Origin of the sequence: Chengkuizengella sediminis (assembly GCF_010078385.1) — a bacterium.
GTDB lineage: Bacteria > Bacillota > Bacilli > Paenibacillales > KCTC-33759 > Chengkuizengella > Chengkuizengella sediminis.
On record NZ_SIJC01000003.1, the window covers coordinates 423882 to 440072 of the forward strand.

Annotated in this window: 13 protein-coding genes, 1 pseudogene and 1 riboswitch; of the genes and pseudogenes, 6 read left to right on the plus strand and 8 right to left on the minus strand. The window is 35.0% G+C overall.

Annotated elements, in window-relative coordinates; genetic code table 11:
• Positions 1-30 precede the first annotated feature (30 nt).
• The 5 genes from EPK97_RS09125 to EPK97_RS09145 all read right to left on the minus strand — a co-directional run bounded on the left by EPK97_RS09125 (position 31) and on the right by EPK97_RS09145 (position 4721).
• Complete coding sequence (locus EPK97_RS09125) at positions 31-2427, minus strand: ATP-binding protein (RefSeq protein ID WP_162036303.1); 2397 nt, start codon at positions 2425-2427, stop codon at positions 31-33.
• 13 nt (positions 2428-2440) lie between these two features.
• Positions 2441-2644, minus strand: coding sequence for a CbtB domain-containing protein (locus EPK97_RS09130; protein ID WP_162036304.1), 204 nt, complete (start codon positions 2642-2644; stop codon positions 2441-2443).
• Entirely contained in the window at positions 2634-3146 is a 513-nt protein-coding gene (locus tag EPK97_RS09135; RefSeq protein ID WP_162036305.1) for a hypothetical protein, read from the minus strand. Before EPK97_RS09135 ends, EPK97_RS09130 begins: the two co-directional genes overlap by 11 nt.
• Positions 3133-3660: a hypothetical protein gene (locus EPK97_RS09140; RefSeq protein WP_162036306.1), complete on the minus strand. Its 528-nt coding sequence runs from the start codon at positions 3658-3660 to the stop codon at positions 3133-3135. Before EPK97_RS09140 ends, EPK97_RS09135 begins: the two co-directional genes overlap by 14 nt.
• A 185-nt stretch (positions 3661-3845) precedes the next feature.
• Positions 3846-4048: riboswitch (cobalamin riboswitch) on the minus strand.
• 88 nt (positions 4049-4136) lie between these two features.
• Complete coding sequence (locus tag EPK97_RS09145; RefSeq protein ID WP_162036307.1) at positions 4137-4721, minus strand: NAD(P)H-dependent oxidoreductase; 585 nt, start codon at positions 4719-4721, stop codon at positions 4137-4139.
• 121 nt (positions 4722-4842) lie between these two features.
• On the opposite strand from EPK97_RS09145, the gene EPK97_RS09150 reads away from it, so the two are divergent.
• The 3 genes from EPK97_RS09150 (at position 4843) to EPK97_RS22375 (ending at position 10427) form a co-directional block, all read left to right on the plus strand.
• Complete coding sequence (locus EPK97_RS09150) at positions 4843-5274, plus strand: MarR family winged helix-turn-helix transcriptional regulator (protein ID WP_162036308.1); 432 nt, start codon at positions 4843-4845, stop codon at positions 5272-5274.
• A 128-nt stretch (positions 5275-5402) separates the two neighbouring features.
• Entirely contained in the window at positions 5403-6545 is a 1143-nt protein-coding gene (locus tag EPK97_RS09155; RefSeq protein WP_162036309.1) for an MFS transporter, read from the plus strand.
• Between the two features lie 216 nt (positions 6546-6761).
• Entirely contained in the window at positions 6762-10427 is a 3666-nt protein-coding gene (locus EPK97_RS22375; protein WP_338075680.1) for an amino acid adenylation domain-containing protein, read from the plus strand.
• 63 nt (positions 10428-10490) lie between these two features.
• Here the strand turns inward: EPK97_RS22375 and EPK97_RS21780 are convergent.
• The 3 genes and pseudogenes from EPK97_RS21780 to EPK97_RS09170 all read right to left on the minus strand — a co-directional run.
• Positions 10491-10594, minus strand: a pseudogene (locus EPK97_RS21780) (IS6 family transposase); the annotation flags it as partial.
• 105 nt (positions 10595-10699) lie between these two features.
• Positions 10700-11302, minus strand: coding sequence for a hypothetical protein (locus EPK97_RS09165; RefSeq protein WP_162036311.1), 603 nt, complete (start codon positions 11300-11302; stop codon positions 10700-10702).
• A gap of 23 nt (positions 11303-11325) precedes the next feature.
• Positions 11326-11829: a matrixin family metalloprotease gene (locus EPK97_RS09170; protein WP_162036312.1), complete on the minus strand. Its 504-nt coding sequence runs from the start codon at positions 11827-11829 to the stop codon at positions 11326-11328.
• A gap of 439 nt (positions 11830-12268) precedes the next feature.
• Here EPK97_RS09170 and hutU point away from each other — a divergent pair, with 439 nt between their 5' ends.
• The 3 genes from hutU to hutG all read left to right on the plus strand — a co-directional run bounded on the left by hutU (position 12269) and on the right by hutG (position 16154).
• Positions 12269-13924, plus strand: a complete 1656-nt coding sequence (hutU, locus tag EPK97_RS09175; RefSeq protein WP_162036313.1) for a urocanate hydratase — start codon at positions 12269-12271, stop codon at positions 13922-13924.
• 69 nt (positions 13925-13993) lie between these two features.
• Positions 13994-15211, plus strand: a complete 1218-nt coding sequence (hutI, locus tag EPK97_RS09180; protein ID WP_240903760.1) for an imidazolonepropionase — start codon at positions 13994-13996, stop codon at positions 15209-15211.
• A complete protein-coding gene (gene hutG / locus EPK97_RS09185; protein WP_338075673.1) occupies positions 15204-16154 on the plus strand; it encodes a formimidoylglutamase in 951 nt (316 codons plus the stop codon). The genes hutI and hutG overlap by 8 nt, the downstream gene beginning before the upstream one ends.
• Positions 16155-16191: the final 37 nt, after the last annotated feature.

The following is a 16191-nucleotide window of genomic DNA, read 5'->3' on the forward strand; positions in this document are numbered from 1 at the left end:
AATTTTCGCCTCTTTTTATTTTTATATATTTCACAAGTGTGTTATTATCTTCCCAAAACAATTAACAATATACTCTTCAACATCATCCACCGTTTTTACCCACATCACTTCCATATCCTCGGGAACATCATCTGTAACATTCTCAAATGGAGCTATGACTTTAGTAATGCCTAAACGTTCTGTCACTTTTAACTTATTGTCAAAGTAAGAGGTCTCACTAATTATCCCCATCATATCCACATTACCGCACACTACAAAATCCACAGGTAATGATATGTTATGTTTAATCGAATACGCATCTACAAGAATAGCCAAAACTATTCCTTCTATAGAACTTGAGTGATCAGTTCCATCCGTTCCACTGCTTCCTTCGGCTAGATCTCCCCTATGATTTCCAATTCTCCCGTTAGTCCGACCTGATCCATCAATCTGGTTTGCACTATCGAAGTGAATATAATATTTACCATACAACCCCATCTGATATAACAAAACTTCTAAATTTATTCGATCTTCGTTTTTCATCCATCCGGGAACTTTGAACTCCACTATATCGGAAGGTTGGACTACCATAGAAACCTTTACAACCTGTTCCATGATCCCTTTGTAATTAACCAAAGTTTGAACCATCCCCACTTGTGAATAAGGTGTTGAAAACTTACCTTTATCCGCTTCCAACATCATTTGCTCTTCCAATGTTTTTACTTTCAATAGTGCTTGCTCAACATGCTCTTTACCCACTAGCTTAGCTTCAGACTGCACAGCAATATCCCCAGCTGCACGAATCAATCCACCTAAATCTCTAAACCTTGTTGTTAACTGATTCGAACGTGGTGACACCTCTTTGGCTCGTCCAATGATCATATGAACTGCCTCTCTAGTAAAGTGAGGTATTTTCCCATCTTTCCTTATTTCTTGTGAAACAAACTGAGCTAGTTTATAGCGATTGTATTCCGTATCCTCCATGGTTGTTTTTGTATATATCTCATAACCATAACCGTGAATTCTCGACCTTAAAGCAGGATGAATTTTATCCACATCTGGAACATTACCAGCCAACACCATAATAAAATCTGTCGGCACCGCTTCTGTTCGTATCATACTCCCACTGGAACCAGGTGAACGACCTGTAATGGGAAGTTTTTTCTCTTGAAAGGCAGTGAGTAAAAATTGCTGTGATTCTGTGGACAGTGTGGATACTTCATCGATATATAATACCCCTTGATGTGCTTGATGAATGGCACCTGGCTCAACTAACTGATGCGGCATGGCTTCCAATCCCCCAGATTGATAAGGATCATGGCGAATATCACCTAAAAGCGCTCCTGCATGAAGTCCAGTAGCATCTATGAAAGGAGGCCGTTTTGTATTTGTATGATGAACCAAAATTTTAGGAATTTGCACTGTAGGATTTGTTTTCATTTTTTTAGAAACCCAATATAACAACCCTACTACAACAATCCCAATCAAAAGAAAAATCGGTTCATCCTTTGTAAAATAGTAAAAAAACGCAACAAATAAAACAGCCACATAAACAAAACCCATCATCCAACGAAAAGTGGTAAGACTCGCTCGAGTTTCATTTTCAAACTGTTGGATATACGCTTCTGCTTTCCCAGCAGGTTTAGTTTTAATCTTAGGAACGTTTTTTTCAGAATGGCCACTTTCCACTATAACATCCTCTAAATTTGAGACTGGTAATAGTTCAGTAATCGCTTGCCCTAACATACTTTTTCCAGTTCCAGGCTCTCCAATTAATAACACTGAACGTTTCTGACGAGCTGCAATTTTAATCGTTTCTACAGCATGATCCTGTCCTACTACTTGATCTATCATTCGTGAAGGTATAGGGAGATCTTCAGTTGTTTCATAGTCTAGTATAGGCTTATGCGGATCATCTCCCTTTTCTATAAGAGGGACGATATATTTTTCTACGATCACCTTTACTTTGGATGAGGTATCATTTTTTACAAGTTCTAGGACGGGAATTAGGTTGATCTCTTTTTTATGTTTTTCTAAAAAGTGAATCAGTGTCATCACTGCTGTTTGACGAACATGTTCTGAGGAGTGGGAGAAAGATGTCTCCCACTTGTGCCAAACTTCCTTTGCGTTCGTTTCACTTGCGTATGTAATCCCCTTTGCTGTTCCTTCTCTTACGTAGAGGTTATCATCTTTCGCTAACCTAAACCAAATCTCCATCACTTTCTCGGACTTTTCTGTATAAAATCTTCCTAGCTCTCTACCTGACAAATAACGTAGAACCCATCGAGAATCCTCACTAAATCTGATTAGTATTGCAAAAAGATTATCGGGATGTTTGCTATAAAATTTTAAAAATAAAGAAATCGTCTGTTCTAATGCTACGACTTGATGTTTCTTAGCTAAGCGATGCATCACAACGGAAAATAGATTTACTAAAACATTTTTCAATGAAAAGACCACCTTAGTGACATGGAATAAACATTAAACCATGCCTTAAATCATGAAGCGCATCATGTACGGGTGCATAACTGGAAAATAAAGCGGTATAAATGACGATCCCCGCCAAAAGTGCAACAACAGTTAGTTGAATCGGAAGTGAAAGAAACATTGCTTTGAATTTATTTTTAAAACCATTCTTGTTTTGATATTCATATTTATATTCCATGGTAAGCTCCTCCTTTTATCGCATGTCTCGACCTTTTTAATTTTATGACACCCACACCTAATAACATACCTATCCCAATCATCATCACTAAAAAGAATATCGTTTTTAATTTAATAAACATCGGTGGATCAAAACCTTGTACTTCAACTAATTCCGTTCTTTCCATAATGACTTCGTTCGTAACCGGATTTAGGAGCGAAAATGTGACATCATGTTCGGCTCCATCAAAAAACTGAGCAGCAAATTGATAAGTTCCATCTTCTGAAGTATTTTTCATCGTAAGAATTTGTGCATTATCTTCTAAGCGTATGACATGAAACAGAATTTCAAAAGGACCATTCTCTGTTGTTTCCAACTTCCCTTCAAATGAATAAAGTTTCCCTACTTCCGTATGGTGATCTATCGCTCGACCATGATCATTATCATCATGAGCCCTAACAGTTGTGGATAGTCCTAATAGAAAAACTAATCCCAACATCAATAACAAACTACGATATCGCATGAGTTCTCCCCCTTCTAGCTGTTAAAATTAGACCGACCAAAAACCCAAATAAAACGAGGATACTTACAAAAATAATCGCATTTTGTACCTCAGCTTGATTCTCTGGAATATGAATGTTCAATAAATGAGTGCCTGCCAAGATCCCGTTTTCATCTAAAACTTCCACTGTCATTTGATAATCACCACGAATAGGGAACATATAATCAAATTCAGCCTTGCCATTTTCGACTAAAATTGTAGAATCAATTAACTCGGTACCCTCTACAATTGGAAAATCGGTTGGAGAGAAAAAATTCCGTTCAGGACTACTTAAAAAAATGTTAGCAGAACCGTTCTCAATCTCTGTAAATGTAAGCTCAACCTTCGCTGTGTCTAAATCAGGTCTTGTTTCTCCACCGTTCTCATTGTTCACTTCCACTTTTACACCTTCCTCACCCATGATTAGAGATGCTGGCATAAGTAGTAGAAACGTTAGTAAAAATCCTACTCCAAGAAATAACTTTTTTTGCATCATGCTCTTCCTCTTCCTCCACATTAATATTAGGTTTTTATTCCGGGGCCCCCAAAAAGTACTAGGTGTTCACTCCTTTGATTCTCCATCACTTTTTGGGGTATAAAAAAAACACTTCCTACAGAAGTGCAGAAAAGTGCAAATAAACGACTAAAAATTTATTCACTTTCCCTATCCTCGTAGGTACACTTGTGATACAAAAAAAGGCAGGTCTCCTGACTCATGGATCAAACGTAATTCAACTGAAAATCATTCAGTTTGTATAAACCTTCCCGTTTTACACAGTGGTTTACACTTACTTTCCATTTACAGTGGCGGGACCGTGACGGATTCACACCGTCTTCCCTTTTAAGAAACGCTTCAACGTTTCACCCTTTTTTACAATATTCACTTGTTAAACAGCCTATGCTAATTATAATCCAAGTTCTGGATTTGTTCCATACTTTTTACGTTATTAAAGTTGTAAAACACTTTTTTTATTATACTTGCACTTGTTGAAAATATCGATAGACTTTCGTTAGCTTTTCGGTTTGTTTCCCTTTTGGACTTTCCATATTACCAAACTCAAAAAATTTCACTTTTTTTATTCCTACAAAATTCAAAAGAGCTTTTTTCATTAAAACTTTGTGAGCATTATTTAAGAAGATCAACGGATAATTAGCAGGTCCTTTCATCGTTGATATGCATACGACAGACTTCCCTTTTAAAAGCCCTTTTGGAAAAAAACCATCATCTTTATAGGCAAAATTAGCTGCAAACAATTGATCTATATAACCCTGAAGCATGGCAGGAGGTCTTCCCCACCAGATAGGATATACAAAAACAATTTGATCAGCCCAAAGAATCTGTTCTCTGTACTTTTCCATGTTTGGATCACGGTGCATATCCCTTCTTCTTTTTTCATCATTAAATACTAGCAGTGGGTTAAATCCTTCTTCGTATAAATCTAATACTTGAACTTCCTTAATATTTGAGTTTTCACCGATACCCTCTAGTACTTTTTGTAAAAACGCATAGGATAAACTGTTGTGATTTGGATGTGTAAAAATGACTAATGATTTCATATAACTCACCTCATTTAGTTGTCTTTTGATAATTAAATCATACTCCAATTCTTTTTAGTTGTCAATTGATAATTGTTTTTTGATATGTAATTTGATAATCTTTCAATTAGAGGTGAGAACGATGGACAATCAAACTCTTTTTAACAAACTAATCACATTTACAAGCTCCGTACATCGTGTGACAAACGAGCTCACAAAAGATGCGAAACCAGAATTGATTACACAACTTCAATATGACATTATTGATTTCATCGCAGTGAATCAGCCGGTGACTCTAAGCGAAATTAGTGATTGTATTCGTATTTCTATGCCAAATGCGAGTCGTGAACTCAGAAAATTAGGTGAACACCACTTAATTGATAAAAAATCTGATGTTGAAGACAGAAGGAAACAGTTTATTTATCTTTCTAAAGAAGGAGAAATGATAATTGATAAAGCTTATAAGCAGATAGAGTTCAATTTCAATAATCGAATGAATGATGCTTCTGAAATGGATTTAGAAGAGATTGAGCTTGCCATAGACATACTTCAACGGAAATTGTATTTTGACTAGTTAATTGATTATTTATAAAATGCATGATATATGACTAATTTGAATCGTTTGAACTTATAGACAGAGGGCACCACCTTTAAATAAGAGTATCTACTTAGATATTTATTATTTAAAGGAGTGTTAGATAGATGAACAATCATAAAAATAAAAATTTAACACATTTATTACTTTCCATTTTCATAGTTTGTATTTCAATTTCTTTTTTCCAAGTCATTTATAAAAACTATATTGTTGAAGAATTCTTAGTTACAGCCTTTCAATTTGGAACCATCGATGCGATGAAAGAAATTCCCGGATTAATTGCTATATTCTTCATTTTAATTGCAATCAGATTCAAAGAAAGAAACGTGCTCATTTTCTCTATCCTTTTAATAGCATTAGGTTTACTATTGTATTCTTTAGCCTCTGGTTTCTGGGGATTGATGGTATACACATTCATTTTTAGTACGGGTACGCACCTGTTTTTTATTTATAGAGATTACTTAATCACGGATCTAACAACGGAAGATAATCGATCCACAATCTTTGGATATGTAGCAAGTTTGGGTGCTGGTGCAGGTTTATTGGGGATGTTATTTGTTTGGATTTTAAGTCAAAGATTTGAGACAAATGTTATTCTTTTTATTGGACTTCCTATCGCTTTGGTCTCTACTATTTTTGTGAAAAAATTAAATATGAACAAAGGTAAGAGTAAACAGAACAACAATCTGTATTTGAAAAAGGCATATTTTCCTTATTATCTTCTAACCACTTTATCAGCTGCACGTGAGATGATATTTATAACTTTTGCAACACTTTTACTCATTGTTAAATTTGAGACCCCACTTTCAACAATGGTACTATTATATAGTTTACATGGTGTCATAGCCGTATTAACACGTCCGTATATTGGAAAAGTGATAAAGAAGATAGGGATTAGTAAAGCTTTAGCTGTGAATTACATCATCGTAACCTTTATCTTTATTGGTTATGCTTACATTGAACATATTTGGTTTATTTACATTTTGTTTGTATTAGATGATGTTTTTGTAGGTTTTGACGATATTGGTATTTCTACCTATGTTGGGAAATTAGTTCCTAGAGAAGAATTAAGTACTACACTGGCAGTCGGGAGTACCTTATCACATGTGATAGCTGTAACTATTCCTATTGTAGGGTCTTTAATTTGGTTCATACTTGGGAGTACCCTTCCATTTTTATTAGGTTGTATAGTCACTGTGTTCGCTGCTTTTGTTTCTTCTAGAATTAATAATCTTAATAAAGTCTATTAATTTTTACAGAGTATTGATTTGATTGAAAATAATATATTACCTCAATTTACTCTTGAAAGTAAGAAAGTATTCCATTTCTATTGAGTAAAAAGTCTGACTGATTATTCATACTAAAGAAACTAAAAAAGGCAACCTTAAGACAACCTTCTGAGGTTGTCTTTTTTCTTGAAAATCTGCAAAAATTCTAATTGCGCTTAGACATTCTTATATAGTAAAATATGGCATAGATTTCAAAAGTTTAGAAAGGAGGATGGCATGGGCACAACTAGAGATTACTGGGAATGCGAGTTAGCTGACATACCATCACATTTTGAATTAATAATAGATAGTAAAAAGAGCCTCAATAATTGGGTTTCAATCGTATCATCTAAATCAAGAATTTTAGAGGAAAAGGAGAAATTAATATACAATTATTGTGAGAAATTAGATTTAAACATTAATGAGGTCTTCTTATCAGCTTATTATATACTCCTATATCGAATGTCAGATGAAAAAGACATAGTAGTAGGAGTAAATGGGAAAAGCAATTTATTACCAGTAAGAATAAAGATCAATAGTAATCTTAATTTCCATCAATTTATAACCGAAGTAGCTAGTAAACTAAAGCAGGTCAAGGATAGTGCGAGTATATACTCAGTTAAATACTTGCGGGATTCTAATATATACTCCTCATTTAATGTAGATGAGACTATCTTTCGTACCAAAATGGATTGGTGTATTTCAATTGATAAATATATTATGGTAGATATTAATTACAATGAAAGTTTTGTAAATAGTAGGTCTATGTACAAGCTAGTTAGGCATTATGAAAAATTATTAGTAGAATTGTTAAGTAATCCTACCACCGCAATTGGAGATGTAGAAATCTTACTAGAAGAGGATAAACAGACATACGAGATAATGAATAATACCGAAACAGATATAGACAATTTCAAGACAATTATTGATATGTTTAATCATACTGTGAGAAATTATCCCCTCGACATAGCCCTCTCTGCAGATGGTATCCAATACACGTATAGAGAATTAGATATACAGATAAATAAAGTAGCTAATACTCTCATTAAGAGAAATATTCGAAAGGGAGATTTTGTCTCTATTTTGATGGAAAGAAGTGTTGAGACAGTAATCAGTCTCATGGCAGTAATGAGGATCGGAGCGATTTATGTTCCTTTAGACCCAAAGCATCCTAAAGACAGAAATCTATATATCATATCAGACTCTAACTCTAATTATGTGATTACAACTTATGATTATGCCACATTAGTTAAGAATATGTTTAAGAATGGTACGCAACAGGTACTGTATTATGAAGATTGCGCCAATACTAATCCCACAGGCATTGAATATATAGGAAACCCGAATAATGTAGCCTATGTTATCTATACTTCTGGTTCTACAGGTAAGCCAAAAGGTACATTGATTAGACACAAGGGATTAATGAACCTATGCCCATCTATTAGAGATACTTTTGATTTATCATCATCGGATATACTCTTACAATTTGCAAGTTTTAGCTTTGATGCTTCCATATATGAAATGTTTGGTGCATTCTACTGTGGAGCACATTTACATTTAATAAACCATGAGGAACGTATTTCTATTGAGGCATTTGCTAATATCGTAGAAAGAATGAGTATTACCTGTATTCCTTTAATACCTACTATTTTCTTCAACCAATTAGCCACTCATCTATCTGATTCTGGTGTAGCCAAATTTAAATCAGTTCGCACTATTAGTACTGGGGGAGAGGCATTAACTAGCGAAATAGCGAAATCATTTATGAATAGATTCAGTCCAGATCTAAGGGTCGTAAATCTATATGGACCAACAGAATGTACAGCAGTAACTTCTTCTTTTGAAGTTAGAACAGATACGATTAAGGGGTTATCCATAGTTCCAATAGGAAGACCATATAAGAATTACGAGATGTACATTGTTAATGAGCATAGTCAGCCCTGCCCATTATACGTCCCTGGGGAAATTTTAATAAAATCTGTGGGTGTAGCAAATGGTTACCTAAATCAGCCTGAAAAGACAAGAGAGGCATTTATAGATGATCCTTTTGATCCCTTATCCGATAAACGATTTTATAAAACGGGGGATATTGGCCGGTTGCTGCCTGGAGGTAATATCGAGTATATATCTAGGAAGGATTCACAAATCAAAATCAGAGGTTTTAGAGTAGAAATAGGGGAAATAGAAGATAGTATTTCTAGACATGAAATGGTACAAGATATAGCTGTGATAGTCAAGTCGAATGGGAACAAAGGAAAGATCTTGGTAGCCTATTATACTACAACAAATAAAATACCCATATCTGTTTCGAAGTTAAAGGAATTCTTATCTGATTCAATTCCGCAGTATATGATTCCTCATCATATTTGTTTTCTAAAAGAAATACCCATATCGCCAACTGGAAAAATAGATAGGAAGGTATTAAATTCTTTCGATTTTCATGATTATTTAGAAGATAATAAAGATATGGTAGCCCCAACCACAAACATTGAAAAGAAGGTATGGAGAGCTTGGAGAAATAGTCTCGATATTGAAGATATTAGTATCACTGATCATTTTTTCGAAATAGGCGGAGATTCACTTTCTATTATGCAGATCTTAGTCATATTGAAACCTGATTTTCCTAACATCAAGATAAGTGACTTTTATCAATATCCTACTATACAGAAATTATCAAAACGAATAGAAGAGACTAGAAGCGGGGAAATCTTACTAGATCAATATGATAATAATAAGGAAATAAGGTATCTGATACCCTATCCAGAAACATTACAAGGGGAAAATATATCTCTAGACGGAGTATCAACTCAAGATATATTACTCACAGGAGCTACTGGTTATCTAGGCTCACATATACTGTACAACTTCCTAAAAAATACTAGTGCTAAACTATACTGTTTGTTGCGGGATGGAGATAAAAGTCGTCTGATCTCAGTATTGAATTCATACTTCGATGATATAACTAATCATGATATACAAAGAATTCAAGTAATAACGGGTGATTTATCCAAACCCAGATTAGCACTAAATGAAATAGAATATGCTTATTTGCGGAAGATAATAAATAACGTGGTACATTGTGGTGCAGAAGTAAAACATCATGGGGATCATGAGCATTTCAATAAAGCAAATGTAATGAGCACTGTCATGCTGTTAGATCTAATTCAATTATCACCAAATGTTCAATTCCATTATATCTCTACTTTAGGTATTCCTGAAGATCTAGCTTTGAGTGGTAGATATAATATATTCCCATTTGATCCTACAATAGCACTAGAAAATGTCTACACAAATAGCAAATTAAAATCAGAGATACAAGTGAGTATGCGAAGCAATAACATACCAAGTACCATTTACCGTATGGGGAATTTGGTGGGTAACTCTATAAATGGAAAATTCCAGGTGAATATCAATAACAATGCATTCTATAGGATGTTAAAGGCAATGATGTTATTAGGTAAAGCACCGCAAGCCAACTGGTATGTTGATCTCACACCTATAGATTATGCCAGCAAATATATTGTTAGATCTATAGAGAAGGGGGAATCAATTAATAAACTTCTCCACGTCTGCAATCCTATACAAATCACTTATAGTCAGATGGTAGAATACTTAGTAGATTACGGTTATGATGTTCAATTATTGGATAGAGAAGAGTATTCTAGATGGTTATTTAATGGAGAAGAAAAAGATCAAGAAGGGCTTCAGCTTGCTATGGCTCAATTAGAAGGTGATGGAGCAAAAGATTCTAATTATAAATTTATTAGCAGTGAGAGTAATATCGATTGTCACGAGCCAAATAGGGAGTTTTTCTACAAATTGATCAATTATGCAGTGTCAATAGGTTATTTTCCTAAATTATAATAAAATGAATAAAAATTTTAATAGGACACCACCGGGTAAACTTTTCTCTTCTTTTAATGCTTAAATCGCTACAGGGTAGGCTGGGTTCTTGTCTATGTGATCACACGAGGTTTACCATGATGAGATGCAGCCAGGGTTTTCTTGAAAAAGTGCCTGGCTGCTTGTTTTGCCTTCTCCCAAATACAACATCCTTAGGTAACAAAACCGGTAGCTCTTTGCAATTGATTATGTCTATTGATGAGAGATTTTTGATGGTTCTTTTAATCCTTATTTTATATTTCTTGTGAAGATTTAAATCTTTTTCTATCACTTTTAAATTCGTTTTTAAAAGCTTCTTTATACTCTTTATATTCTTTTGAGGAAACGATTTTACTTTTGCTCGTTTCCGTTAAAACTGAGCTTGAGTTAGGACCGGATACTAAAAGAGAACCATCTGGTTGAGCATAAGCTGCGATGATATAATACTTACCAACTTGTAATAATTCATCATCTTCATACAACACAATAGATTCTTGATCCTGACTTATTCCCCCTGCTTTTAAAATATCAAATTTCTTATTTCCCTTTAATTTACCTTTTATATTATCAACTACCATAATTGAATATTTAGTATAAGGGTCACTAACTTCTTTAGACCCATTTTTTGTTTCAATGGTTACGGGATCTTTGTATAAAGTTTCAACTTCATCAGTAATTTCTGCTACAAACACATAATCCGCATCGCCTACGATTTGAGTTAAATCGTTAACGTCAATACTAAATGAACCTGATAATTTAGTTACTGGTAAATCATTCATACTAACATCAATTCCGTTAGAACATGCACCTAAAATCAACGTTGGTAAAAGCAGTAAAACGATTAGCATCTTTTTCATAAATAATTACACTCCCTTTCTTTTTAATATGTAGCGTAAGCTGCATCATATGAACTCTTATCAGTAGAAGACAATTTTGTAATAGAAACTTTTCCTTGCCTCATAATATCTCTTTTACCAAAAGTATGGGCTAAACCTAAAGCGTGACCAAACTCATGTGTCGTAGTTTTGAGTCTTTCACCATTTGACATGCCATCGTAATGATAATCATTAAATTTTATAATGCCATTAGAGCTAGTACTAGCAATAGTTGAACTAACTTGCATATAATCAGTTAAAAATACATCTTCTCTTTCAGAAGCAGTATCAGGTCTAATAATACCTGATTTGTATTTTTCCCATAAATTCATAGCATCATTTATACTTGAAATATACTTACTATCGCTATTCCAATCTAAGTGTTTATTATTATCAACCAAATCCCATCCTAAGAGTGCAGCTTGGCTAGAAGTATTAAATGATAAAGATAATACGAGTGCAATTACGATAATGCCTATCGTTCTAATCATACTTTTAAAACTTACCATAAAAAATTTCCCTTCTTTCTAAATTAGATTTTATGTCTGCTAATCACAGTGGATTTTCCAAAATATTTATCATCCTCCCATCTCTAACAAAATTTCTTTAGTGATAGTCTGTAATTATACATTCCCTTAATGTAAATTTTACCATAAGTTCCTTTATAACGTATATATGTATTTTAATAACTTATGAATATAAAATAATAGTTTAGCGTAAATATTCATTTATATATATGGCTAAGCTTAAGATATTAAAATTATAAAAATAATACATATACCTAAAAATAGTCCATAATAATTTATATTTCTGGACTATTTTTGTGATTTAACCGCAATTTCATCACATTAATCTGAAGATTGATCCTTCCCAGCTTTTTGGTTATTCTATACGATAAATGTATAAATGAAAATGATAAAAGGTGAAGAAAATGAAAGGATGATATTTATGTCAAAAACACATCAATCCATACGTGCTCCTAGAGGCAATCAATTAAATACAAAAGGCTGGATTCAAGAAGCTGCACTTCGAATGTTAATGAATAATCTAGATCCTGAAGTCGCTGAAAAGCCAGAAGAGCTTGTCGTATACGGTGGAATAGGGAAAGCAGCGAGAAACTGGGAAAGTTATCATAAAATCGTAGAAACATTACAAAAGCTTGAAAACGATGAAACATTATTAGTGCAGTCAGGAAAACCAGTGGCAGTATTCAAATCACATGAAAATGCACCTCGTGTATTAATCGCCAATTCCAACCTTGTACCCGCTTGGGCAAATTGGGAGCATTTCCGAGAGCTTGATCAAAAAGGGTTAATGATGTACGGACAAATGACAGCAGGAAGCTGGATTTATATTGGGACACAAGGCATTTTACAAGGTACGTATGAAACGTTTGCCGAAGCTGCTAAACAACACTTTCAAAACTCCTTAAAAGGCACCATTACGGTAACAGCTGGTTTAGGAGGTATGGGTGGTGCACAGCCATTGTCAGTCACTATGAATGATGGGGTTGTCATCGCCATAGAAGTAGACAAAACTAGAATCCAACGTCGTATAGATACAAAATACTGTGATGTTATGGTAGAGTCGTTAGACGAAGCGATTGAGCTCGCATTAGAGGCAAAACAAAAAAAGAAACCTTTATCCATTGGTTTATTAGGTAATGCATCCGAAATCTTACCAGAAATGATTGAGCGTAACTTCATCCCTGATTTAGTAACAGATCAGACTTCTTCACACGATCCTTTAAACGGATATTTACCAGAAGAAATGACGCTTGAACAAGGAGATAAGCTTCGTCAAGATGATCCTGATCAATACATCAGACTTGCCAAGTCTAGTATTAAAAAACACGTAGAAGCTATGGTACAACTCCAAGAAAAAGGCGCAATCGTTTTTGATTATGGCAACAACATTCGTCAAGTTGCATATGACGAAGGATTTGAAAATGCTTTTGCATTCCCTGGGTTTGTTCCTGCATTTATTCGTCCACAATTTTGTGAAGGAAAAGGTCCTTTCCGTTGGGCTGCATTATCTGGTGATCCAGAGGATATTTATAAACTAGACGAAGTCATTTTAAAAGAATTTAAAGAAAACGAACATTTATGTAAATGGATCAAAATGGCACGTGAAAAAGTCGCATTCCAAGGACTTCCTTCTCGCATTTGCTGGTTTGGTTATGGGGAAAGGGCTAAGTTTGGAAAAATCATTAATGACATGGTTGCATCAGGTGAATTATCAGCACCTATCGTGATTGGTCGAGATCATTTGGATTGCGGTTCTGTTGCTTCTCCTAATCGTGAAACTGAAGATATGAAGGATGGAAGTGATGCAGTTGCAGATTGGCCAATTTTAAATGCACTGATTAATGGTGTAAATGGAGCCAGTTGGGTATCTGTTCACCATGGCGGTGGTGTAGGTATGGGTTATTCCATTCATGCAGGAATGGTGATTGTAGCAGACGGAACGAAAGAAGCTGAAGAGAGATTAGAACGTGTACTCACCTCAGATCCTGGAATGGGGATTGCTAGACATGCAGACGCAGGTTATGACTTAGCGATCAAAACAGCTAAAGAAAAAGATGTACATCTACCAATGTTATAAAAGGAGGAGTGAAAACCATTGATCAACAATGCAGATTTATTGCTCACCAATATTGGGCAGTTATTAACGATGGATGACGGATTAAATAGAGCAAAAAGAGGGGAGGAAATGAACAAACTTCCCCTCATTGAAGATGGGGCTATTGCCATTACAGATGGAGAAATCTCCTTTATTGGAACTAGTGACGAAGCCAAATCCATTTTGGCTACAAAAGTGATCAACTGCGAAGGAAAGCTGGTCACTCCTGGTTTAGTGGATCCACACACTCATCTCGTATTTGGTAGTTCACGTGAACATGAAATTTCTTTGAAACAACAAGGTGTTTCCTATTTAGATATTTTAAAACAAGGCGGCGGTATCTTATCTACCGTAAGAGAAACACGTAAAGCCTCTGAGCAATCCCTTATAGATAAAGGGCTGTTTCACTTAGATCGATTATTATCCTACGGGATTACAACATTAGAAGCAAAAAGCGGTTACGGGTTAGATAAAGAAACAGAGTTAAAACAATTAAAAGTAATCAAAGAACTGCATAAACAACACGATATGGATCTTGTCCCAACCTTTTTAGGTGCACATGCGATTCCAGAGGAATACAAACAGAATTCAGATGCATTTTTGCAAGAAATGCTGGATTTATTACCACTGATTAAAGAACAGCAATTAGCTGAATTTGTTGATATTTTTTGTGAAACAGGTGTGTTTACAGTAGAACAATCTAAACAATTTTTACTAAAAGCGAAAGACGCAGGTTTTCAAGTCAAAATCCATGCTGATGAAATTGATCCGCTTGGAGGTACGGAAATGGCCGCAGAAGTGGATGCCATCTCCGCTGAACATTTAGTTGGCGCCTCTGATTACGGAATTGAAAAATTAGCTGCATCAAACACCATTGCTGTATTACTTCCTGGTACAACATTTTATTTAGGAAAAAATACATTTGCACGGGCGAGAGCTATGATTGATCAAGGAGGAGCTGTGACGATATCAACCGATTTCAATCCAGGTAGTTCTCCAACAGAAAACATCCAATTCATTATGAACCTTGCCATGTTAAAGCTAAAAATGACACCAGAGGAAATATGGAATGCAGTTACAACAAACGCGGCTTATGCTATCAATCGAGGAAGCAAAGCAGGGAAACTTGTAGTTGGACGTCAAGCAGATATCGTGCTTTGGGACGCAACGAATTATCATTATGTTCCCTATCATTATGGTGTAAACCATGTCCAACGTGTATTCAAAAATGGAAAAATGGTATACGAAAGAAGGAATTCGTGTGACTGAACAATTTCAATATTTAAAAAAAACAGGTAGCGCTAAATTTATAGATCGTGATATTAAAAAAGCAGCGGATTTATTAGAAAATTGGGATGGTAAACAAATTAAAGGGGCAGCACTCATTGGTGCCCCTCTTTCTAAACCTTCAATTAGTCATTCAGGTGCATCTTTCACCCCGAATGTGATTCGCAATTTATTACAGTCGTACACAACATACGCAATAGATGAAAATATAGATTTAAATAACCCCATTGTGGACTGTGGGGATATTTATATGCATGTGACAGATCTTATCCAGTCTCAGAACAGAATTAATAAAACAATGGAGGAGTTATGCACAGCTAATCCACAAATGATACCGATTTTACTTGGTGGGGATCATTCCGTTAGTTATCCAAGTATTGAGGGATTTGCAAAAGTAAAAGGCAAGGTGGGAATCATTCAATTTGATGCACATCATGATTTAAGAAACCTTGACGATGGTGGACCGTCCAATGGAACTCCATTTCGAAGTTTAATTGAATCAGGAGTAATCAAGGGAGAGCAGTTAATCCAAATTGGAATTCGCAATTTTTCTAATAGTCAGGTATACCGTGACTATGCAAAGGAACAAGGGGTTACGGTTTATACCATGAGAGATGTGCTAAACCAATCCATTCAGACGATTATCAATGACAGTATAAAACAATTAAAAAATAAAGTGGATGTCATCTACATTTCTGTGGATATAGATGTATTAGATCAAACTTTTGCTCCAGGTTGCCCAGCGATCGGACCTGGTGGAATGGATAGCCATACCCTGCTGGAAGCCATTCGTTTGCTTGGTGAAGAAGAACTTGTTCAAGGCATGGATATTGTAGAAATTGATCCTACATTAGATTTTAGAGATATGACCAGTCGCGTTGCTGTGCATGTGATTCTTTCATTTTTGCTAAGTAAAATACAATAAAAATGAATAGTACCTAAAATAAATTTGACACCATCAT

What these genes read in the sequence shown, in the direction of transcription:
- EPK97_RS09135 (WP_162036305.1), bottom strand. Translation starts at nt 3,146, where the DNA reads ATGCGATATCGTAGTTTGTTATTGATGTTGGGATTAGTTTTTCTATTA.
- EPK97_RS09140 (WP_162036306.1), bottom strand. Translation starts at nt 3,660, where the DNA reads ATGATGCAAAAAAAGTTATTTCTTGGAGTAGGATTTTTACTAACGTTT.
- EPK97_RS09145 (WP_162036307.1), bottom strand. Translation starts at nt 4,721, where the DNA reads ATGAAATCATTAGTCATTTTTACACATCCAAATCACAACAGTTTATCC.
- hutU (WP_162036313.1), top strand. Translation starts at nt 12,269, where the DNA reads ATGTCAAAAACACATCAATCCATACGTGCTCCTAGAGGCAATCAATTA.
- EPK97_RS09130 (WP_162036304.1), bottom strand. Translation starts at nt 2,644, where the DNA reads ATGGAATATAAATATGAATATCAAAACAAGAATGGTTTTAAAAATAAA.
- EPK97_RS09170 (WP_162036312.1), bottom strand. Translation starts at nt 11,829, where the DNA reads ATGGTAAGTTTTAAAAGTATGATTAGAACGATAGGCATTATCGTAATT.
- EPK97_RS09155 (WP_162036309.1), top strand. Translation starts at nt 5,403, where the DNA reads ATGAACAATCATAAAAATAAAAATTTAACACATTTATTACTTTCCATT.
- EPK97_RS09150 (WP_162036308.1), top strand. Translation starts at nt 4,843, where the DNA reads ATGGACAATCAAACTCTTTTTAACAAACTAATCACATTTACAAGCTCC.
- EPK97_RS09165 (WP_162036311.1), bottom strand. Translation starts at nt 11,302, where the DNA reads ATGAAAAAGATGCTAATCGTTTTACTGCTTTTACCAACGTTGATTTTA.
- hutI (WP_240903760.1), top strand. Translation starts at nt 13,994, where the DNA reads ATGGATGACGGATTAAATAGAGCAAAAAGAGGGGAGGAAATGAACAAA.